This is a genomic window from Streptomyces sp. NPDC044984 (assembly GCF_040646935.1).
Classification (GTDB): Bacteria; Actinomycetota; Actinomycetes; order Streptomycetales; family Streptomycetaceae; genus Streptomyces.
This window is the reverse complement of the sequence record NZ_JBEZBE010000003.1, coordinates 239,500-259,817: the sequence shown is the minus strand read 5'-3', so window position 1 is coordinate 259,817 and position 20,318 is coordinate 239,500. Positions and strand designations below refer to the sequence as shown.

20 protein-coding genes are annotated in these 20,318 nt (G+C 72.4%); 5 read left to right on the top strand and 15 right to left on the bottom strand.

Features of this window, described 5'->3' with window-relative positions:
- Positions 1 to 17: 17 nt before the first annotated feature.
- The 3 genes from smc to AB0A94_RS05045 all read right to left on the bottom strand — a co-directional run bounded on the left by smc (position 18) and on the right by AB0A94_RS05045 (position 4,753).
- Positions 18 to 3,611, bottom strand: a complete 3,594-nt coding sequence (gene smc, locus AB0A94_RS05055; RefSeq protein WP_361738982.1) for a chromosome segregation protein SMC — start codon at positions 3,609 to 3,611, stop codon at positions 18 to 20.
- A 279-nt stretch (positions 3,612 to 3,890) separates the two neighbouring features.
- Positions 3,891 to 4,094 (bottom strand): hypothetical protein, encoded by a 204-nt coding sequence (locus AB0A94_RS05050; protein ID WP_189878311.1) that lies wholly within the window; start codon positions 4,092 to 4,094, stop codon positions 3,891 to 3,893.
- Between the two features lie 377 nt (positions 4,095 to 4,471).
- On the bottom strand, positions 4,472 to 4,753 hold the full coding sequence (locus tag AB0A94_RS05045; RefSeq protein ID WP_361738979.1) for an acylphosphatase: 282 nt from the start codon (positions 4,751 to 4,753) through the stop codon (positions 4,472 to 4,474).
- Positions 4,754 to 4,929: 176 nt separating this feature from the next.
- On the opposite strand from AB0A94_RS05045, the gene AB0A94_RS05040 reads away from it, so the two are divergent.
- A complete protein-coding gene (locus AB0A94_RS05040; protein ID WP_361738976.1) occupies positions 4,930 to 6,099 on the top strand; it encodes a CAP domain-containing protein in 1,170 nt (389 codons plus the stop codon).
- Between the two features lie 53 nt (positions 6,100 to 6,152).
- Positions 6,153 to 6,551, top strand: a complete 399-nt coding sequence (locus AB0A94_RS05035; protein ID WP_361738974.1) for a helix-turn-helix domain-containing protein — start codon at positions 6,153 to 6,155, stop codon at positions 6,549 to 6,551.
- On the opposite strand, the gene mutM is transcribed toward AB0A94_RS05035, so the two are convergent.
- From mutM to AB0A94_RS04990, 9 genes are all read right to left on the bottom strand, one after another.
- Complete coding sequence (gene mutM / locus AB0A94_RS05030; RefSeq protein WP_361738971.1) at positions 6,524 to 7,384, bottom strand: bifunctional DNA-formamidopyrimidine glycosylase/DNA-(apurinic or apyrimidinic site) lyase; 861 nt, start codon at positions 7,382 to 7,384, stop codon at positions 6,524 to 6,526. The two genes, AB0A94_RS05035 and mutM, sit on opposite strands and share 28 nt — an antisense overlap.
- Before the next feature lie 79 nt (positions 7,385 to 7,463).
- Complete coding sequence (rnc, locus tag AB0A94_RS05025) at positions 7,464 to 8,282, bottom strand: ribonuclease III (protein WP_361739193.1); 819 nt, start codon at positions 8,280 to 8,282, stop codon at positions 7,464 to 7,466.
- 19 nt (positions 8,283 to 8,301) lie between these two features.
- On the bottom strand, positions 8,302 to 8,475 hold the full coding sequence (rpmF, locus tag AB0A94_RS05020) for a 50S ribosomal protein L32 (RefSeq protein ID WP_003951102.1): 174 nt from the start codon (positions 8,473 to 8,475) through the stop codon (positions 8,302 to 8,304).
- Positions 8,476 to 8,477: 2 nt separating this feature from the next.
- Positions 8,478 to 9,122, bottom strand: a complete 645-nt coding sequence (locus AB0A94_RS05015) for a YceD family protein (protein WP_361738968.1) — start codon at positions 9,120 to 9,122, stop codon at positions 8,478 to 8,480.
- Between the two features lie 128 nt (positions 9,123 to 9,250).
- The gene (locus tag AB0A94_RS05010) at positions 9,251 to 10,306 is read right to left on the bottom strand and encodes a cell division initiation protein (RefSeq protein WP_361738965.1); all 1,056 of its coding nucleotides are present in this window, start codon (positions 10,304 to 10,306) and stop codon (positions 9,251 to 9,253) included.
- 97 nt (positions 10,307 to 10,403) lie between these two features.
- Positions 10,404 to 10,883, bottom strand: coding sequence for a pantetheine-phosphate adenylyltransferase (gene coaD, locus AB0A94_RS05005; RefSeq protein WP_361738963.1), 480 nt, complete (start codon positions 10,881 to 10,883; stop codon positions 10,404 to 10,406).
- A 26-nt stretch (positions 10,884 to 10,909) separates the two neighbouring features.
- Entirely contained in the window at positions 10,910 to 11,497 is a 588-nt protein-coding gene (rsmD, locus tag AB0A94_RS05000; RefSeq protein WP_361738960.1) for a 16S rRNA (guanine(966)-N(2))-methyltransferase RsmD, read from the bottom strand.
- Between the two features lie 49 nt (positions 11,498 to 11,546).
- Positions 11,547 to 13,754, bottom strand: coding sequence for an ATP-dependent DNA helicase RecG (gene recG / locus AB0A94_RS04995; RefSeq protein WP_361738957.1), 2,208 nt, complete (start codon positions 13,752 to 13,754; stop codon positions 11,547 to 11,549).
- A gap of 65 nt (positions 13,755 to 13,819) precedes the next feature.
- Entirely contained in the window at positions 13,820 to 15,544 is a 1,725-nt protein-coding gene (locus AB0A94_RS04990; protein ID WP_361738954.1) for a DAK2 domain-containing protein, read from the bottom strand.
- Between the two features lie 267 nt (positions 15,545 to 15,811).
- Between AB0A94_RS04990 and rpmB the strand changes: the two genes are divergently transcribed.
- Complete coding sequence (gene rpmB / locus AB0A94_RS04985) at positions 15,812 to 15,997, top strand: 50S ribosomal protein L28 (RefSeq protein ID WP_004924906.1); 186 nt, start codon at positions 15,812 to 15,814, stop codon at positions 15,995 to 15,997.
- A gap of 401 nt (positions 15,998 to 16,398) precedes the next feature.
- On the opposite strand, the gene thiD is transcribed toward rpmB, so the two are convergent.
- Together thiD and AB0A94_RS04975 are read right to left on the bottom strand one after the other, a co-directional pair.
- Positions 16,399 to 17,199 carry a bifunctional hydroxymethylpyrimidine kinase/phosphomethylpyrimidine kinase gene (gene thiD / locus AB0A94_RS04980; RefSeq protein WP_361738951.1) on the bottom strand — a complete coding sequence of 267 codons (801 nt, stop codon included), beginning with the start codon at positions 17,197 to 17,199 and terminating at the stop codon, positions 16,399 to 16,401.
- On the bottom strand, positions 17,196 to 18,161 hold the full coding sequence (locus AB0A94_RS04975; RefSeq protein WP_030866190.1) for a thiamine-phosphate kinase: 966 nt from the start codon (positions 18,159 to 18,161) through the stop codon (positions 17,196 to 17,198). The genes thiD and AB0A94_RS04975 overlap by 4 nt, the downstream gene beginning before the upstream one ends.
- A 206-nt stretch (positions 18,162 to 18,367) precedes the next feature.
- On the opposite strand from AB0A94_RS04975, the gene AB0A94_RS04970 reads away from it, so the two are divergent.
- A complete protein-coding gene (locus AB0A94_RS04970) occupies positions 18,368 to 18,601 on the top strand; it encodes an Lrp/AsnC ligand binding domain-containing protein (RefSeq protein ID WP_188336642.1) in 234 nt (77 codons plus the stop codon).
- A 20-nt stretch (positions 18,602 to 18,621) separates the two neighbouring features.
- A complete protein-coding gene (locus AB0A94_RS04965; protein WP_361738947.1) occupies positions 18,622 to 19,122 on the top strand; it encodes a DUF3515 domain-containing protein in 501 nt (166 codons plus the stop codon).
- 19 nt (positions 19,123 to 19,141) lie between these two features.
- Here the strand turns inward: AB0A94_RS04965 and AB0A94_RS04960 are convergent, their stop codons facing one another.
- Positions 19,142 to 20,299, bottom strand: coding sequence for a D-alanine--D-alanine ligase family protein (locus tag AB0A94_RS04960; RefSeq protein ID WP_361738945.1), 1,158 nt, complete (start codon positions 20,297 to 20,299; stop codon positions 19,142 to 19,144).
- Between the last annotated feature and the right edge of the window lie 19 nt (positions 20,300 to 20,318).

Genomic DNA, 20,318 nt, shown 5'->3' with positions numbered 1-20,318 from the left:
GAAGGCTTAGTGCCGCTCTAGCGCAGACGCTGGCTGATGACCTTGGATACGCCGTCGCCCTGCATGGAGACGCCGTAGAGCGCGTCGGCGACCTCCATGGTGCGCTTCTGGTGCGTGATCACGATCAGCTGCGAGGCCTCCTGCAGCTCCTGCATGATCCGGATCAGCCGCTGGAGGTTGGTGTCGTCGAGGGCGGCCTCGACCTCGTCCATGACGTAGAACGGGCTGGGCCGCGCCTTGAAGATCGACACGAGCATCGCCACGGCGGTCAGCGACCGCTCGCCGCCCGAGAGCAGGGAGAGGCGCTTGACCTTCTTGCCGGGCGGACGCGCCTCGACGTCCACGCCCGTGGTGAGCATGTTGTCGGGGTCGGTCAGCACCAGGCGTCCCTCACCGCCCGGGAACAGCCGGGAGAAGACGCCCTCGAACTCGCGCGCGGTGTCCCGGTAGGCCTCGGTGAAGACCTGCTCGACGCGTTCGTCGACCTCCTTGACGACCTGGAGCAGGTCCGCGCGGGTCTTCCGCAGGTCCTCCAGTTGCTCGCTGAGGAACTGGTGGCGTTCCTCGAGCGCCGCGAATTCCTCCAGGGCGAGCGGGTTCACCTTGCCGAGCTGCTGGTAGGCGCGCTCGGCGGCCTTCAGGCGCTTCTCCTGCTCGGCCCGTACGAAGGGACGGGGCCTGTTGCGCGGGTGCTCCGGGTCCTCCGGCAGTTGCTCGCCCTCGGCGGGGGGCGAGGGCGGCACCGGCTGCTGCGGGCCGTACTCCGCCACCAGCCCGGCCGGTTCGACACCCAGCTCCTCCAGCGCCCTGGTCTCCAGCTGCTCCATCCGCAACCGTTTCTCGGCGCCGAGTACCTCGCCCCGGTGAACCGAATCCGTCAACTTGTCGAGTTCCGCCTTGAGATCGCGCCCCTCGGTGCGGGCTCGGGCGAGTTCCTGCTCACGGTGGGCCCTGGCCGCGTCGGCGGCGGCGCGCTCCTGGTCGGCGCGGGCGAGGGAGACCTCGACGTGCGCGAGGAGGGTCCGAGCGCCGGCGGCGACGGCCCGGGCGACTTCCGCCTCGTGCCGCAGCCGGGCCCGGCGCTGTTCGGCACGCGCGCGTGCCTCGCGTTCCGCGCGGGCGGCGCGGTCCAGTGAGTCGGCCCGTCCGGCGAGCCCCTTGACCCGTTCCTCGTGCGTACGGGCCTGGAGGCGGGCCTCCATCTCGGTCTGACGGGCGTTGGCCCCGTCGGCGGCGAGCCGGTCGCGCACGGAGGTGTCGGGCTCCTCCTCGTACGGCGTCTCCTCGGCGACCTCGAGCCGCTCGGCGAGTTCCTCGGCGTCGGTGAGCGCGGTGTCGAGGGCTTCCTGCGCCCGGGCCGCGGCGGCGCCGGCCCGCTCGGCCTCCCCGGCGGCGCCGCGCGCCTGCCCGGCGAGCCGGCCGAGCTGCTGGGCGACGGAGGACTTCTCCCGGTCCGCGGCCCGGCGCCGCTCCCCGAGGTCCTCGACGAGGGCCGCGCACTCCCTGCGCCGCCCGGCCGCCGCCTCCTGCGCCTCGGCCAGCTCCGCGCACCGCACGGCCAGCTCCTCCAGCTCGGCGGCGGCCTCGTCCACGGACGCCTGTACTTCCAGCAGGCTGGGGGCGCCCGCCGAACCGCCCTGCGCGAAGTGGGCGCCGAGGAGGTCGCCTTCGGCGGTGACGGCGGTGAGGCCGGGGTGGGCGGCGACGACTTCCTCGGCGTCCTCCAGGGTGCCGACGACGACGATGCCGTGCAGGAGCCGTCGTACGGCCGGCATGAGGTCCGCGGGTCCGCTCACGAGGTGCTCGGCGGGGAGGGCGGAGGCGGGCGGTCCGGCGGCTGCGGGTCCGTCGTGGCCGGTCGCGCGGTCCCCCGCGCCCGTGCGGAGCTCCGGTGCCCCCGCCAGGAGCAGGGCCGCCCGGCCCGCGTCCTGCTTGCGCAGCAGGCGGATGGCGTCGGCCGCGGCGGACGGTGAGGTCACCGCGAGGGCGTCCGCCGCCGTGCCGAGCGCGGCCGCGAGCGGTACCTCGTGGCCGGCCGTCACCGTCAGCCGCTCCGCGGCCGGGCCCAGCAGCCCCGTGAGGCGGTCCTTCGCGCCCAGCAGGGCGCCGGTGCCGTCCTTGCGGCGCAGGCCGAGCGCGAGGGCCTCGTGGCGGGCCTGGGTCGCGGCGCGCCTCCGTTCCGCGGCGGTGACCGCCTCGCGGGCGGCGGTGAGGGCGGTCTCGGCCTCCGCGAGCCGCCGCTTGGCGTCCTCATGCCGCTCGGCGAGTTCGGCGTCGCCCGCGTCGAGGCCGTCGACCTCGGCCTTGAGGGCCTCGTACTCCTCCTGCGCGGCGACGGCCCGCTCCCGGGCCTCGTCACGGGCGGCGGCCAGCCGCTCGATCTCGGCCTGGGCGGCGGCGGCACGCGAACGGGCCGCGCCCACCTGTCCCTTGAGCCGGGCGAGCCCCTCACGCCGGTCGGCGATGGCCCGCGCGACGTCCTTCAGGCGCCGTTCCTCCTGGGCGAGTTCGCGTTCCAGCTCCGCGCGGTGGGCGACCGTGTCCTCCAGGGCGCGTTCGGCCGCCTCCAGGGCGGCCTCCAGTTCGGCCTCCTGTTCCCGGATGCGCGCGGCCTCGCGCTCCATGTCCTCCGGGTCCCGGCCGCGCCGCTCCTCGGGGGGCGCGGAGGTCGCGCTCTTCACGCGCGCGTCGGCCAGCGAGATCGTGCCGCGCACCCGCTCGGCGAGCTGGGAGAGCTCGTACCAGGTCTGCTGGGCGCCCTGCAGCCGCGGGGTGAGCCGGCGCACCTCGTCCTCCAGGTGGGCCTCGCGCCGGAGGGCCTTCCCCAGCTCGGCCTCGGTCGCCTCCTTGCGCTCCTTGAGGGCCGCCTCGTCGGCGATCTCGGCCTGCAGCGCCTCGCGCAGCCGTACGAGGTCGTCGGCGAGCAGCCGCAGCCGGGCGTCGCGCAGGTCGGCCTGGATGACAGCGGCCCGCCGCGCGACGGCGGCCTGGCGGCCGAGCGGCTTGAGCTGGCGCCGCAGCTCTTCGGTGAGGTCCTGCACGCGGGCGAGGTTGGCCTGCATCGCGTCCAGCTTCCGCAGCGCCTTCTCCTTGCGCTTGCGGTGCTTGAGGACGCCGGCGGCCTCCTCGATGAAGGCGCGGCGGCCCGTGGGGTCGGCGTGCAGCACGGAGTCGAGCCGGCCCTGGCCGACGATGACGTGCATCTCCCGGCCGATGCCGGAGTCGGAGAGCAGTTCCTGGATGTCGAGGAGCCGGCAGGTGTCGCCGTTGATCTGGTACTCGCTGCCGCCGTTGCGGAACATGATCCGCGTGATGGTGACCTCGGCGTACTCGATGGGGAGGGCACCGTCGGAGTTGTCAATGGTCAGGGACACCTCGGCACGGCCCAGCGGCGGGCGGCCGGTGGTGCCGGCGAAGATGACGTCCTCCATCTTGCCGCCGCGCAGCGACTTGGCGCCCTGCTCGCCCATGACCCAGCTGAGCGCGTCCACGACATTGGACTTGCCCGAGCCGTTCGGACCCACGACGCAGGTGATCCCCGGCTCGAAGCGGAGCGTGGTCGCGGAGGCGAACGACTTGAAGCCGCGGAGGGTCAGGGCCTTGAGGTGCACGCCGTCGGACTCTACCCGCCGGTCAGGTCTCACTCCATGAACGCACGGTTTCGCGGGTGAACGCGCAGGGCACACCAGACGTTGAAGACGGTGAAAGGATGCGCGGGACAAGGAGCACCGTGCGCGGGCGCGGGTGCCGGGGCGAGGTCGCGGAGGCGGGAAAGAAAGAAGGGACGCCGGGGCGTCCCTTGCAATTCTGACTGCTTGGCGGTGGTGACGGGCGGGCCCGACCACTGCTGTGCTGTGCGTACAGCGGTGAAGTGATCAGCGGTGCGATGATCAGGTGAGCGCAGGCTCCGCCTGGTGTGCGTCAACGCTCTCCATGATCCTGTCGTGAGAAGCGGCAGCCGAAAGCGCTTCGTTCTCCGCCTGGATCCGTACGAGCTCGGATTCCAGGTCCTGGACGCGCTGCTGGAGCCGTCGCATCTCGGCGAGGAGTCGCGGGTCGGAGCCGCCGACGTAACCGAGAAGCGCCTTTGCCATGATGGATGGTCCTCCACACTGAGTGACCGACCGATGCGGTGTGGGTCGTGAGGGATTCGCACCCGCGGTGCTTGGCAGGCCTGGCGTCGTGCTGCCGTTCAGCCATGCCAAACAGCTAAGGTGCGCGGGGCTTTCAGCGTCTCACCAAAAAGTTTGAGGGTCAACACGATCACGCCCCGTATTGGCGGACAACCGGGTGCGCACGGCCGGCGAACGGCGGCGGCGCACGTCTCACGGGTCCTCGGGACGTGGCGATCATCTTGGCGGCCGGCGCCCTCCACGGCAAGCCCTTCTCGGCAATCACCAGGACTTTTTCTCCGGAAAGGGCCTGTAGTCCGGACCGCCGGTGACGCTCGGGGCCCCCGGAGGGGGCGGGATCAGCGGACGGCGAAGCCCTCGTAGCCGCCGCGCGGTGTGTCCCAGATCTCGGTGACTCCGTCCACGCGTCCGGGCGTGTCGCCGGCCTGGAGCCAGTCGAGCAGCCCCTCGCAGCGTTCGCGGGCGCCCTCGGCGACCACTTGGACCCTGCCGTCGCCCAGATTGAGAGCAAAACCACTCAGGCCGCCGATCTCCAGCGCCTTGGCCCGGGTGAACCAGCGGAAACCCACACCTTGGACATGGCCGCGCACCCAGGCGACCAGTCGCACATCCTCGCTCATGGCTGCAACCTAACCGGACAAAGCCACCGGGGGCACACCGTGCCCTTGCGCCATGCGGTAGCGTCCCCACCCGTGAATCTCATATGAAACTCACTCGTTCGTGTGAGTTTCGTGATCGTCGCGTTTCGGGTTGGTCGCCAGTACGAGTCGACCGCGAGGACGAGGAAGGCCAGGACATGGGACGCCACCGACGCTCCGCCGCCGACCGCGCCGCCACGGGCCGCGCCACCGGAGTCACCCACGACGGCGTCCCGCACCCGAGAGGCGACCGGGGGGACGGCCCGCCCACGATGGGCACCGCGCCGTATCTGAACCCGCAGGCGTACGCCGAGACGTACGCGAGGAGCGAGGCCTACCTCTACGCGACGGACGGCGCCGGAACCCCCGCCGGGGGCGGCGACCTCACCCGCGGCGGCTTCCCTGACGCCGACTTCCCGACGGGCCCGGACCGGATCGGCCACGCCTTCGCCGGTGACGGCCTCGCGCCCGACGACGCGCCCCGCGGCGGCGGGCACCGGCGCCGGAAGAAGAAGGCCGCGGCCCCGGTCCGTACCGGCCTGCTCGGTGTCTCCGCCGCGGTGGCCCTCGGCACGGTGGCGGTGGCCACGGGCACGGTGCCCGGTCTGGAGAACTACCGGCTCGGCGGCGACAGCACCTCCGGTGACAGCGTGCAGGCCGGTGACCTGCCCACCAACTCGCCCGGCGAGCAGGGCGGCAGGTCCGGCAGCCTGGAGAGCCCGAGCCGTGACGCCGGCACCCCGGCGAGCCGCGACACCGAGCGCTCCACCTCGCCCGAACCGTCCGCGCCGGCCTCGGCGTCGGCCGCGCCGACGAAGACCCCGGAGAAGAAGACCCCGGAGAAGAAGGAGACCGCGGCGGCCCCGGAGAAGACCGCGGAGGAGGCGCCCTCCCGCAAGGCGACGCCGGAGCCGGAGAAGAAGACGAGCAGTCCGGTGACCGGGTCGGCGGAGGCCGTCGCCGGGACCGAGGTGCTCCGGCTGGTCAACGTGGAGCGGGCCAAGGCGGGGTGCAGCCCGGTCACCGCGGACAGCGCGCTGACCGGTCTGGCCACGGCGTTCAGCGACGACATGGCCGCCCGGGGCTTCTTCGACCACACGGACCCCGACGGCGACACCCCGTGGGACCGGGCCAAGGCGGCCGGCATAGGCAACCTGGGCGGCGAGAACATCGCCCGGGGCCAGACCGACGCCGAGTCCGTGATGCAGGCCTGGATGGACAGCCCCGGCCACAAGGCGAACATACTGAACTGCGACTTCAAGACGCTGGGCGTGGGCGTCCACATGGGGTCGGGCGGCCCGTGGTGGACCCAGAACTTCGGGTACTGACTTTCAGTCAGCGCAATCCGAGGGTCAGCGCTGCCCTGACGTAGGCTGGTCTCATGACGACCGTGCGGCGCCCGGAGGAGCAGGAGCTCCCCTTCAACGTGTTCGCCAGGGCGTGCCCGTCCCGCGGCACGCTGGAGCATGTGACCGGGCGTTGGGGCGCGCTGACCCTCGGCGCGCTCCACGAGGGATCGCTCCGGTTCAACGAACTGCGCCGCCGGGTCGACGGGGTGAGCGAGAAGATGCTCTCCCAGACGCTGCACGCGCTGGAGCGCGACGGCCTGGTGCACCGCGAGGCCCAGCCGACCAACCCGCCCCGCGTGGACTACGAACTGACCCCGCTGGGCCACGAGGTCACCCGGCGTCTGCTGGCCCTCATCGAGTGCGTCGAGGGCAGCATGGACGCCGTGCTCCAGGCCCGTGAACGCTACGACGAGACGCGCGGCGCCCGCTGACACCTCGGGCAGAAGCAGCTGGACCGGTTCATCCACGCCCGCCGGCGCATCGGCGTACCGCAGCGGCGGCAGGGCAGACCCTCACGGCCGTACGCGTCCAGGGACCGGTCGAAGTAGCCGGACTCCCCGTTGACGTTGACGTAGAGACTGTCGAAGCTGGTGCCGCCCACCGCGAGCGCGGCGTTCATGACGTCCCGGACGTGGCCCAGCAGGAGCAGGGTGCGCGGGCGGGTGAAGCCGGCCGTCGGGCGCTCGTAGTGGATGCGGGCCCGCCACAGCGCCTCGTCGGCGTAGATGTTGCCGACGCCGCTGATCAGTGACTGGTCGAGCAGGGCCCGTTTGATGGTGGTCCGCCTGCGGCGCAGCGCCTGGTGGAACGCCTCCTCGTCGAAGAGCGGGTCGAGGGGGTCCCGGGCGATGTGCGCGATGACGTCGGGCAGTCCGTCGGGGGTGGTGTCGTGCAGCGACAGACCGCCGAAGGTGCGCTGGTCGACGAAGCGGAGTTCGGTGTCCCGGGCGTCGGTGAAGCGGACGCGGACGCGCAGGTGCTTCTCGTCCGGCGCCGTGTGCGGCTGGACCAGCAGCTGGCCGCTCATGCCGAGGTGGGCCAGGACCGACTGGCCGGTGTCCTCCAGGGGCAGCCACAGGTACTTGCCGCGGCGGCTGGGGACGCCGACGCGGTGCCCCTTCAGCCGGTGCGCGAAGTCGTCGGCGCCGGCGAGGTGACGGCGTACCGCGCGCGGGTGCAGCACCTCGGCGTCGGCGACGGTCCGGTGGGCGACCCACCGCTCGAGTCCGCGCCGTACGACCTCGACCTCGGGCAGCTCGGGCATGGGTTCCCCTCCAAGGAACGGTGGACGAGCACCGAGCGCCCGCCCCGGTGCGGGGCGGGCGCTCGGGTCGTGTGGTGCGTCAGGCGGAGGCCGACGGGGCGTCGGCGCTCTTCCCGGAGGCGTTGGCTTCGGCGGCCCGGACGGTCTCCTCGGCCAGCGCCGCAGCCTCGGCGCGCTCGTCCGCCGCGGCCCGGATGGCGCGCCACGCGGACTCGGCGGCCTGCTGCTCCGCCTCCTTCTTGCTGCGGCCGGTGCCGGTGCCGTACGAGACGCCTCCGACGCGGGCGGCAGCAGTGAAGGTCTTCTCGTGGTCGGGGCCGGTCTCCGTGACCAGGTACTCGGGCACGCCGAGCCCTTCGGTCGCGGTGAGCTCCTGGAGACTGGTCTTCCAGTCCAGGCCGGCACCGAGGTTGGAGGACTTCTCGATCAGCGGGTCGAACAGGCGGTGCACCAGCTCCGCCGCCGAGTCCAGGCCCTGGTCGAGATAGACCGCGCCGATCACCGCTTCCAGGGTGTCGGCGAGGATGGACGCCTTGTCCCGGCCGCCCGTGCCCTCTTCACCGCGGCCGAGCCGGATGAAGGAGCCCAGGTCGAGCCCACGGCCCACCTCCGCCAGCGCACGCGAGTTGACCACCGCGGCCCGCAGCTTGGCCAGCTGGCCTTCGGGCAGGTCGGGGTGGGTGCGGTACAGCGTGTCCGTGACGACGAGGCCGAGCACGGAGTCCCCGAGGAACTCCAGCCGCTCGTTCGTCGGCAGGCCGCCGTTCTCGTACGCGTAGGAACGGTGGGTCAGCGCACGCACCAGAAGGGCGGACTCGAGCTTGTACCCGAGCCGCCCTTCCAGAAGCGTGTGGGACGAGGCCTGGTTGTCCGCTGAGTTCTTCTTCGGCGTCGACACAGTGCCTCTCACCGGCCGCTCAGACCTCGAGGACCTGGCGCTTGTTGTAAGTGCCGCAAGACGGGCACGCGATGTGCTGCTGCTTGGGCTCGTGGCAGCGCTCGCACGCAACCAGGGTGGGGACCGCAGCCTTCCACTGCGACCGGCGGTGGCGCGTGTTGCTGCGCGACATCTTCCGCTTCGGAACAGCCACGGCTACTTCTCCTGCTTCTCGTCGACGCCCGGTTCGGCGCCGCTCATCTCGTCCTTCTCGCCGTCCTTGACGGTGCCGGCGAGTCCCTGCAAAGCCGCCCAACGGATGTCGACGGCGTCGTGGTGGTGGTCCGGGTCGTCGGCGAGCCGTGCTCCGCACTCGGAGCACAGACCCGGGCAGTCTTCCCGGCACACCGGCTGCATCGGCAGTGCGAGCACCACCGCATCGCGCAGCACGGGCTCGAGGTCGAACATGCCGTCCTCGAGGAAGAGCCTGTCCTCGTCGTCCTCGGCGTCGTCGCCCGGTTCCGCGATCACGCGGCCCCGGTCGTCGGCGTCAGGGTACGAGAACATCTCCTGGAAGTCCGCTTCGAGCTCCTGCTCCAGCGGCTCCAGACACCTTACGCACTCCCCCTCGGCCTTGGCACGGGCGGTGCCTGTGACGAGCACACCTTCCATGACCGACTCGAGCCGGAGTTCGAGCTCCACCGGGGCGCCTTCCGGCACTCCGATGACGTCCTTGATCCCGAGGTCCTGGGGAGCGTCGACCGTGCGGGTCAGGCGCTGCAGCGCACCGGGCCGCCGCCCCAGCTCGTGCGTGTCGAACACGAGGGGGTTGCGGTGGTCGAGGCGGGCGTTCAGGGCCATTCCTGCTTTCGGTCTTCGAGCTCAGAGGTACCGCTGCCGTGCGATGTTCCCGGGCAGCGTGGATCGCGGACACAAGCGCGACCGAAGAGCCAGGATACTGGACCTTTCGCTCTCGGCCCAATCCGCCCCTACAGACCCCGCTCGCGCTCGTAGGCCCGCAGTTGTTCGGGCGTGATCATGCTGGTGTCGAAGAGGCTGGTCTCGTCCAGGGCGTAGCCCTGCTGGGCCTGCTGGTCGTGACCGGCCTGCTGCCCCTGGTTCGGGTCGTACGCCTGCGCGTCGTAGCCCTGGTACGCGGCGTACGGGTCCGGCTGCTGCTGATAGCCGTAGGCGTCCTGCCCGCCGCCGTACGGCTGCTGGTAGTCGGCGTAGGGGTCCGGCTGCTGCTGGTAGCCGTACGCGGGCTCCGGCTGGGCGTAGGTCTGCTGCTGCGGCTCGGGCCGCTTGGCCGGGGCGGCGTCCTGCTCGGCGAGGGACGCGAGGTCGGCGAGGTAGTCGGCGTCGCTGGAGTGCTGGACGGTCGTCGGGTCGTTGGCGAGGGCGCCGAGGTCGTCGCTGGCGATCCGGCCGTGCAGCTTCTGCCGGCCCTTCCCGACCGCCTCCAGGGTCTTGGCGAGGACCGCCTCGAAGGCGCCGAGCTTGACGTCGACGTACTCGTCGGCGCTGCGGCGCAGGGTCTCCGGGTCGTGGCTGCGCTCGGGGGCGTCCTCGTCCTCGTAGCCCTGCTCGTCGAGGCCGGGGCCGGTGCCGAGCAGCTTCTCGCGGCCGCGGCCGACCGAGCCGAGCGTCTTGGTGAGGACGACCTCGAAGTTGGCCAGCTTGGAGTCGACGTAGTCGTCGGCCTCCGCGCGGACCTCCTCGGCCTCCTTGCGGGCCTCCTCGAGGATCCGGTCGGCCTCGGCCTGGGAGCGGCGGGCGATCTCGGTGTCGGAGATCAGGGAGCCGCGCTGGGCGTGCGCGCCCTCGATGATCCGCTCGGCCTCCTGGCGGGCCTGCTCGACCATCTGCTCCCGGCCGCCGATCAGTTCCTCGGCCTGGGCGAGGGAGTCGGGCAGCGCCGCGCGCACCTCTTCGAGCATCGCGAGCAGTTCGGCGCGGTTGACCACGCACGAGGCCGACATGGGCATCGACCGGGCACTGGAGACCGCGGCGACGATCTCATCGAGCTTCTTCTGCACGTCCACCGTGTGCTCGCCACTCTCTACAGCTGTGTTGGAGACGGACGGGACGACTGTACGGCCCTGGGGCGTCCGGTGGACACCGGGCGGCCGGTACGGACGGTCAGTCCTGGCGCAGGCGTTCGGTGAGGGCCGTCAGGACCTCCGGCGGCACCAGGTGGGCGACGTCGCCGCCCCAGGCCGCGACCTCCTTGACGAGCGAGGAGGACAGGAAGCTGTAGGTGGGGTTGGTGGGGACGAAGAGGGTCTCCACGCCCGAGAGGCCGTTGTTCATCTGGGCCATCTGCAGTTCGTAGTCGAAGTCGCTGACCGCGCGCAGGCCCTTGACGATGGCGGGGATGTCGCGCTGCTTGCAGAAGTCGACGAGCAGGCCGTGGAAGGCCTCGACGCGGACGTTGCCGTACTCGGCGGTGACCCGGCGGATCAGGTCGATCCGCTCCTCGATCGCGAACAGGCCCTTCTTGGACTGGTTGATCATCACCGCGACGTAGACCTCGTCGTACAGCCGGGAGGCCCGGGCGATGATGTCGAGGTGTCCGTTGGTGATCGGGTCGAACGACCCGGGGCATACGGCGCGGCGCACTTGTGATCCCTCGCTCTCCGGTCCGGTCATCGTGCGTCTTCGCACGTAGAGGCGGCGCGACCGTACCAAAACGTTCCCTCGCCGTAGCGACGGGCCCGGATCCCCTCGAAGCCGGGTGGCCAGCCGAATTCCCCTCCTCGGGTGCTGCGCTCCACGGTGACGAGGGCTTCTTCGGCGAGCCAGCCCTCCGCGCGGAGTGTGAGCAGGATCTCGCGAAGATCGGCGTCGGAGACGGCGTAGGGCGGGTCGAGGAAGACGAGGTCGTAGGGCTCCTGCGGGGGCGCGGCACGGATGATCTGTTCCGCTTTGCCGGATCTGATCTCGGCGCCGGGGAGTCCGAGCGACTTCACGTTCTCCCGGACCGTGCGAACGGCGCGGGCGTCGGCCTCCACCAGCAGGACGTGTCCCGCGCCACGGGACAGTGCCTCCAGGCCGACGGCGCCGGAACCGGCGTACAGGTCGAGGACGCGGTCGCCGTCCAGCGGGCCGCCGAGCAGGGACTGCCAGGTGGAGAAGAGGCCCTCGCGCGCGCGGTCGGAGGTCGGGCGGGTCCCCTGTCCCGGCGGAACGGCCAGGCGGCGTCCGCCGGCCGCGCCGGCGATCACGCGAGTCATGTCCTCGGTCCTTGTCGGTGGGTGCTGGTCGGTGGGCCGTCCCAGTCTGTCAGCCCTTCTCCAGGTACTGCTCCCGCTCGTCGTCCAGCAGGGCGTCCAGCGCCGTGCGCAGGGCGGGCAGGCCCGTCAGGTCCGGGTCGGCGGACACCACCGCCGCCGCCTCCTCCCTCGCCTCGGCGATGATCTCCTCGTCGTCGATGACGGCGAGCACGCGCAGGCTGGAGCGGGTGCCGGACTGGGCCTGGCCCAGGACGTCGCCCTCGCGGCGCTGCTCCAGGTCGATGCGGGAGAGTTCGAAGCCGTCGAGGGTGGAGGCGACCGCGTTCAGCCGCTGCCGGGCCGCGCTCGCCTCGGGCATCTCGGTGACCAGCAGACACAGGCCCGGGGCCGAGCCGCGGCCGACCCGGCCGCGCAGCTGGTGGAGCTGGGAGACGCCGAAGCGGTCGGCGTCCATGATCACCATCGCGGTGGCGTTGGGGACGTTGACCCCGACCTCGATGACGGTCGTGGCGACCAGGACGTCGGCCTCGCCGACGGCGAAGCGGCGCATGACGGCGTCCTTGTCGTCGGGCTGCATGCGCCCGTGCAGGACCTCGACCCGGAGCCCTCGCAGCGGTCCTTTCGCCAGTTGCTCCGCGATGTCCAGGACGGCGAGCGGGGGCCGCTTCTCCGCCTCGTCCTCGGGGGACTTCTTCCGGCCGGCCTTCTTCGGGTCGTCCTCCTCGTCGCCGATGCGCGGGCAGACCACGTACGCCTGGTGCCCGTTCGCGACCTCCTCGCGGACGCGCTCCCAGGCGCGGGCGAGGAAGTGCGGCTTGTCGGCGGCCGGGACGACATGGCTGGCGATGGGCGAGCGGCCGGCCGGGAGCTGGTCGAGGACGGAGGTCTCCAGGTCGCCGAAGACCGTCATCGCGACCGTGCGCGGAATGGGGGTGGCGGTCATGACGAGCAGGTGCGGGGGCTGCTTGCCCTTGCCGCGCAGGGCGTCGCGCTGCTCCACGCCGAAGCGGTGCTGTTCGTCGACCACGACCAGCCCCAGGTCGTGGAACTGCACCTTGTCCTCGATCAGCGCGTGCGTGCCGATGACGACACCGGCCTCACCGGTGGCCAGGTCGAGCAGCGCGTGGCGCCGCGCCGCCGCCCCCATGGACCCGGTGAGCAGCACCACCTTGGTGGCGCCGTCGGCTCCGCCGAGCATCCCGCCCTCGGCCAGCTCCCCCATCATCTCGGTGACCGACCGGTGGTGCTGCTGGGCGAGCACTTCGGTGGGAGCGAGCATCGCCGCCTGTCCGCCCGCGTCGACGACGGCGAGCATGGCGCGCAGGGCGACCAGCGTCTTGCCCGATCCCACCTCGCCCTGGAGCAGGCGGTGCATGGGGTGTTCGGTGGCGAGGTCGGCGAAGATCTCGGCGGAGACCTTCTGCTGGCCCTCGGTGAGGGCGAAGGGGAGGCGGTCGTCGAAGGCGGCGAGGAGGCCGTCCGGCTCGGGGCGGCGGGCCACGGCGGGAAGCTGCGCGTCGGCGTGGCGGCGGCGGGCGAGGGCGACCTGGAGGACGAAGGCCTCGTCCCACTTGAGGCGGGCGCGGGCGTCCTCGATGTCCGCCTTGGTGTGCGGGCGGTGGATCTTGAGGAGTGCTTCGGGGAGGGCGACCAGGCCGCGGCCCGCGCGGAGGGACTCCGGGAGGGGGTCGACGGCCTCCTGGGCGCTGGGCAGCACCGTCTGGAGCGCCTTGCCGATCTTCCAGGACTCCAGCTTGGCGGTGGCGGGGTAGATCGGGATGAGGGCTCCGGCCCAGGTCTCGACCGTCTCCTCGGCGTCACCGCGCAGCAACTCGTACGCGGGGTGGGCGAGCTGGAGGCGGCGGTTGAAGACGGAGACCCTGCCGGCGAACATCGCGCGGGTGCCCGGCAGGAGTTCCTTGTGCGGTTTGTGGACACCGGCGCCGAAGAAGACCAGTTGCAGCCGGCCGCTGCCGTCCGTGATGGTCACCTCCAGGCGCTGGCCCTTGCCGCGCGGGGCCTTGGCGGAGGCGAAGGTGTGCAGGCGGGCGTCGGCGACCTGGGCGACCACCGTGACGTGCTCGTCCATGGGGAGGTCGGCGAGGTGGGTGAGCTGGCCGCGCTCCTCGTATCTGCGCGGGTAGTGGTGCAGGAGGTCGCCGACGGTGTGCAGGCCGAGGTGCTCGGCCATCACCTTGGCGGTGGCGGGGCCGAGCACCTTCTTCAGTGGTTCGTCGAGTGCGGGCACGGGATCCATTGCACACCACGGCACTGACAACACGCGGGCGCCGGGCCCGGCTCCTCGCGGAAGTCCCGCCGGGGTCACTCCACCCCGATGAGCAGCAGGGCACCCTGTCTGCCGCCGTGGTACACCACCGTGTCGACGGCGAGGTAGCCCTCGCGGACGCGGGTCTCCAGGTGCGCGGCGACGGAATCGGGGGTGCCGTCGCCGAGGACCAGGGTGACCAGTTCGCCGCCGGCCGCGAGCATGCGGTCCAGGACGGCCTCGGCGGTGGCCGTGAGGTCCTGCCCGATCACGGCCACGTCCCCGTCGACCAGGCCGAGGACGTCCCCGGCCTGGCAGATGCCCGCCATGGTCCAGGACTGGCGCTCGGCGACGGTGACCTCGGCGTAGCGGGTAGCGCCCGCCGCCGACGTCATCGACACCACGTCCTCGTCGAAGCGGCGCTCCGGCTCGTGCACCGCGAGCGCCGCGATGCCCTGGACCGCGGAGCGGGTCGGGATGAGGGCCACCCGGACGCCCTCCGCCCGGACCTGCTCGGCCGCCGCGGCGGCGGTGTGGCGCAGGTCGGCGTCGTTGGGCAGCAGCACCACCTCCCGCGCGTGCGCACGCCGTACCGCCTGGACGAGTTCACCGCTCGCGGGCGGCTCCCCGGGACGGGCCAGCACGGTGGTCGCGCCGGCCTCGGCGTACAGGCCCGCCAGGCCCTCGCCGGGCACCACGGCCACGACGGCCCGCTGAGCGCGTTCCCCGGGCGCCGCCGGCTCCGCCCCGGTCGTGTGGACGTCCCCCGCGCCGAAGTGGGTGATCCGGATCCGGTACGGCCGTCCGGCCTCGACCCCGGCCTCCACGGCGGCGCCCGCGTCGTCGACGTGTACGTGGACGTTCCACAGCCCGTCCCCGCCGACCACCACGAGCGAGTCGCCCAGCGCGTCGAGCCGGTCCCGCAGCCGCGCGACGGCCGCGTCCCCGGCCTCCAGCAGATAGATCACCTCGAAGGCCGGTCCCCCGGCCCCCGCTTCCGGCACGGCACCGCCGTCCGCGCACTCACCGAGGCCGCCGGCCTCCTCCACGCGCGCGTGCGGCACGGGACCGGCGGTGCGCACGGAACCGCTCCACGGGCCGCCCGCCGCGGGCATGCCCCGCGGCGCCTCCCCCGTGAGCGTCTCCACCAGTGCCGCGAGCACCGCCACCAGCCCCCTGCCGCCCGCGTCGACCACTCCGGCGCGCTTGAGGACGGCCAGCCGGGCCGGGGTCTCGGCGAGCGCCGCGCGGGCTCCCTCGTGAGCCGCCCGCGCCACCGCCCCGCAGTCGCCCTCCGTCCGGCCGGCCGCGTCGGCGGCGGCCGAGGCGACGGTGAGGACCGTGCCCTCGACGGGATGCGCGACCGCCTGGCGCGCGGAGTCGGCCGCGTGCCGCAGGGCGGTCCGCAGCCCCTCCCCGTCGGCGTGCGCCGGGGCCTCGTCACCGGCCAGCTCCTGGGCCATGCCGCGCAGCAGCTGCGCCAGGATCGTTCCGGAGTTGCCGCGGGCGCCGATCAGCGCCCCGTGCGCCATCGCCCGTACGGCGTCGGCCAGCGTGGGCCGCCGGTCCCCGCCGGCCCGGTGCCCCTCGAACACCGCTTCCACCGCCGCGGTCGCCGACTCGACGGTCAGATAGAGGTTCGTCCCGGTGTCCCCGTCCGCCACCGGGTAGACGTTGATCGCGTCGATCTCCTCACGGGCCCGTCCCAGCGCCTCGAGCGCGAGACCGCACCAGGAACGCACCGCGAGAGCATCGAAGAATGTCTGCGGCACCTGCGCCACCTGCGCCTCCCTGAGCTGCCGGCCGTGGCAGGCAGCGTAGACCGTGGGGCGCCGCCCACCGGAAGAGGGCCGGAGGCGGGCCTCTGAGCTGCCGTGGTAGTTTCGTTCTACGGGTGCAGCCGTTGTATGCTGCTCCGGTTGCCCGATCCGATCGGGCCTCTCACCCGGTAACGCCACTCAGATTCCACGGGGCTCCTGGAGCCCGGAATTTCGATCCCGGCCTGCCGGGATCAACCGTAAGTGCATCTGAAGTCTTTGGAGTGACCCGTGGCTGCCAACTGCGACGTCTGCGGCAAGGGGCCGGGCTTCGGCAACAACATCTCGCACTCGCACCGCCGTACGCCCCGTCGCTGGAACCCGAACATCCAGCGCGTGCGTACCGTGGTCGGCGGGACGCCGAAGCGCGTGAACGCCTGCACCTCGTGCATCAAGGCCGGCAAGGTCTCGCGCTGACGCTTTCGCTGAGCGCGCGGCCATAGCCGGTTTCGCCGCACTTAGCCGGTCCACCTTGGGGTGGGCCGGCTTTTTGCTGTGGTCCGGTGCGTTTGCGGGGTGGCCGGCGGGCGGGGTGGGCCGGGGGTGGGTTGCGCAGCCCGGCGCTTGCGTGGTGCCTCCCCCGCTCTCGGCTTCTCCCCCACTCTCGGCTTCGCTCGAGCGGGAGGGGCCCCCATGAGCGGGAGGGACCCCCACCGCCCACCCTCCCCCACCCTCGGCTGCGCTCGGGCGGGGGGACCCCCATCGCCCCGGGGGCACCTCCCAGGGCCTTGAGGCACTGGGGGAGGCACGACTGCCCGCGGGAACAACGGCAACGGCTGCCCGCGGGAATGACGGCAGCGACCGCGGGAGTGGCGGGCTCAGGTGCGGTTCTGAAGGTTCCAGGCGTGGTTCACCGGGCCTATGCCCGTGCCCAGGGCGAAGCCGGAGGCTATGGCGCCGGTGACGTAGGCCTTGGCCTCCTTCACCGCCTCCGGGACCGGGCGGCCCGTCGCCAGGTGTGACGCGATCGCCGACGCCAGCGTGCAGCCCGTGCCGTGGGTGTGGCGGTTGTCGTGTCTCGGGGCCCGCAGCCAGTGCTCCTCGGATCCGTCGGTGAGCAGGTCCACGGCGTCGCCGGACAGGTGGCCGCCCTTGATCACCACCCAGCGCGGCCCGAAGTCCAGTACCGCCCGGGCCGCCCGGCGCAGACCGTCCTCCGTCTCGACCCGTACGCCGGTCAGTTGCGCCACCTCGTCCAGGTTCGGGGTGGCCACGGTCGCCACCGGCAGCAGCCTCGTCCGTACGGAGTCCAGCGCGGAGGCGGCCAGCAGCGGGTCCCCGTGCTTGGAGACCCCCACCGGGTCGACGACCGCCGGCGCGTCCGTGCCGGCGATCAAGTCGGCCACCGCCTCGACGAGTTCGGCGGAGGACAGCATGCCGGTCTTGACCGCCTGCACCCCGATGTCGTCGACGACACTGCGGTACTGGGCCCGCACCGCCTCCACGGGCAGCTCCCAGGCGCCCTGCACGCCCAGGGAGTTCTGCGCGGTCACCGCGGTGAGCACGCTCATGCCGTGCACACCGAGCGCGAGCATCGTCTTCAGGTCGGCCTGGATGCCGGCACCGCCGCCGGAGTCGGAGCCGGCGACGGTGAGCACCCTGGGCGGCGGCGCGCTCATGACTCGATGTCCCCGAAGTGGTCCCAGCCGCCCTGGGTCGTCCAGGGCGCCCCGTCGACCGTCACCTGGGGCAGCGCCGACGGGTTGAGCACCTCGCCGATCACCTTCCAGCGGGCGGGCAGCTTCACGTCCGGCGGGAAGGTCGCCACGATCGCGTGGTCCTCTCCCCCGGTCAGCACCCACTGCATGGGGTCGACGCCGACGGCCTGGCCGATGTCGTTCATCTGCGAGGGGATGTCGATCGCGCCGGAGCGGATGTCGATGCGGACCTTGCTGGCCTCGGCGATGTGCCCGAGGTCGGCGATCAGCCCGTCGCTCACGTCGCACATCGCGGTCGCGCCGAGACCGGCTGCGGCCGGTCCCGCGTGGTACGGCGGTTCGGGACGGCGGTGCGCCTCGACGAAGGCGCGCGGCGAGCGGAAACCGCGGGAGAGCACCGCGTGCCCGGCCGCGGACCAGCCCAGCCAGCCGGTCACCGCGACGAGGTCGCCCGGCTGCGCGCCGCCCCGGGTCACGGGCTCCTGGTTGCGCAGATCGCCGAGCGCCGTGATCGACACCATGATCGTGTCGCCGCGCACGACATCGCCGCCGACGACCGCGGCACCGGCCACCTGGCACTCGTCGCGCAGGCCGTCCATCAGCTCGCTGGGCCAGGTCACCGGCAGTTCCGCCGGGACGACGAGGCCGAGCAGCAGAGCGGTCGGCACGGCGCCCATGGCGGCGATGTCGGCGAGGTTCTGCGCGGCGGCCTTGCGGCCGACGTCGTAGGCCGTGGACCAGTCGCGGCGGAAGTGCCGGCCCTCCAGCAGGATGTCGGTACTGGCCACGACCCTGCGGTCGGGCGCGGAGACCACCGCGGCGTCGTCGCCGGGACCGACCCGGACCGCCGGGGTGGTGGTGAGACGGGAGGTGAGCTCCCTGATGAGCCCGAACTCGCCGAGCTCACCAACAGTGCCCTTCATTTCCCTTTCGACCCTTCTATCCCTGTCCGTGCCCGGTCGCGGGTGGTCCGAGTCCTCGCTACGGTCGAAATGACCGTCAACTCCCCCCGTGCCTGTACCCCGGCGCGCAAGGCCCGGTTCCCGCAGGTCTCCCCGCGACGAGCGGCGACGCGATACCGTGGCGTTCCTTTTCCCCACATGATCCTCGTGGCCGCCCTGGAGGTTCCGTGGTACAGGCGTACATCCTGATCCAGACGGAGGTCGGCAAGGCGTCGACCGTCGCCGAGCTGATCGGCAAGATCCCTGGAGTCATCCAGGCCGAGGACGTGACCGGACCGTACGACGTGATCGTGCGCGCCCAGGCCGACACCGTCGACGACCTGGGCCGCATGGTGGTCGCCAAAGTCCAGCAAGTGGAGGGCATCACCCGTACCCTGACCTGTCCGGTCGTCCATCTGTAGCCCCCGTCTACCCTGTGCCGGTGAACTCTTTCCGTCACCGGCACACCGTCCTGTCCGCGCTCGCGGTGCTGATCACCGCCGCGGGCTGCTCCTCGGCAGACGACAGCGCGTCCACGGCGGTTCCCAGCCCGGACGCGAAGGTCACCGAACTGTGCCGGAACCTGGACGAGGCCCTGCCGGCGAAGGTGGACGGTGAGAGTCGCGACGATCCCGAACCCGCGTCCGAACTGACCGCGGGCTGGGGCGGCGTGGCGATCATACTGCGGTGCGGTGTCGAACGACCCCCGAAGATGGCCGACCCCAAGGTGGCCAACGGCAACGACGCCGACGCGGTGCCGGGCGGAGTGAACGGCGTCGACTGGCTCATGGAGACGCGGGACGACGGCGTGCAGCGCTTCACCACCGCCAACCGCGAGGCCTACGTCGAGATCGAGGTGGCCGGCGGACGGGACGGCACCGGCGTACTGATCGATCTCGCCCCGGCCCTGAAGAAGGCGATCCCCGAGGGGATCGCCTTCTGAGGCGCGCGTGCGCGGTGGCTCAGCGCAGTCCGGTCGACCGGCGCAGCGCCGCCCGCACCAGCAGGTCGACCAGTTCCGGGTAGCTCACCCCGGTGGCCTGCCACATCTGCGGGTACATCGAGATGGGCGTGAAGCCGGGCATGGTGTTGATCTCGTTGATCACGAACTCGCCGTCCTCGGTGAGGAAGAAGTCCGCGCGGACCAGCCCTTCGCAGGAGGCCGCGTCGAACGCCTCCACCGCGAGCCGCCGCACCTCGGCCGTCTCCTCGTCGGTCAGCGGCGCGGGCACGATGCCGGGCGTGGAGTCGATGTACTTGGCCTCGAAGTCGTAGTACGCGTGCGCGTCGGGCGGCGGGATCTCGGCCGGCAGCGAGGCGCGCGGGCCGTCCTCGAACTCCAGCACGCCGCACTCGATCTCGCGGCCGCGCAGCGCCGCCTCGACGAGGATCTTCGGGTCATGGCGCTGGGCCTCGGCGATCGCCTCGTCCAGGCCGGAGATGTCGTCGACCTTGGTGATGCCGATCGACGAGCCCGCGCGGGCGGGCTTCACGAACAGCGGCCAGCCGTGCTCGCCGGCGAAGTCGACGATCTTCCTGCGGGCGGCGGACTCGTCCCGCTGCCACTCGCGCGGCCGGATCACCACGTACGGGCCGACCTTCAGCCCGAAGGAGGTGAACACCCGCTTCATGTACTCCTTGTCCTGGCCGACGGCCGAGGCGAGCACGCCCGAGCCGACGTAGGGGACGCCGGAGAGCTCCAGGAGGCCCTGGAGGGTGCCGTCCTCACCGTAGGGGCCGTGCAGCACCGGGAAGACCACGTCGACCTCGCCGAGCACCTTGGGCACCGAGCCCGGCTCGCTGTAGACGACTTCGCGGCTGGCGGGGTCGACGGGGAGCACCACGCCGCCCTCCGTCGACTCGGCGAGCTGGTCGACGCTGGGCGTACGGCGGTCGCTGATCGCCATGCGTTCCGGTTCGTCGGCGGTGAGCGCCCAGCGGCCGCCGGGGGTGATGCCGATCGGCAGGACGTCGTACGCGGTCCGGTCGATGGCCTTGAGGACGGCACCGGCGGTGACCACGGAGATCCCGTGTTCGGAGCTGCGCCCGCCGAACACGACGGCCACACGCGGCTTGCGGGACGGCTGCTCGGGGCTCTGGGGGAGGTTCTCGGTGCTCATATCGCGATGAGAGTACCTG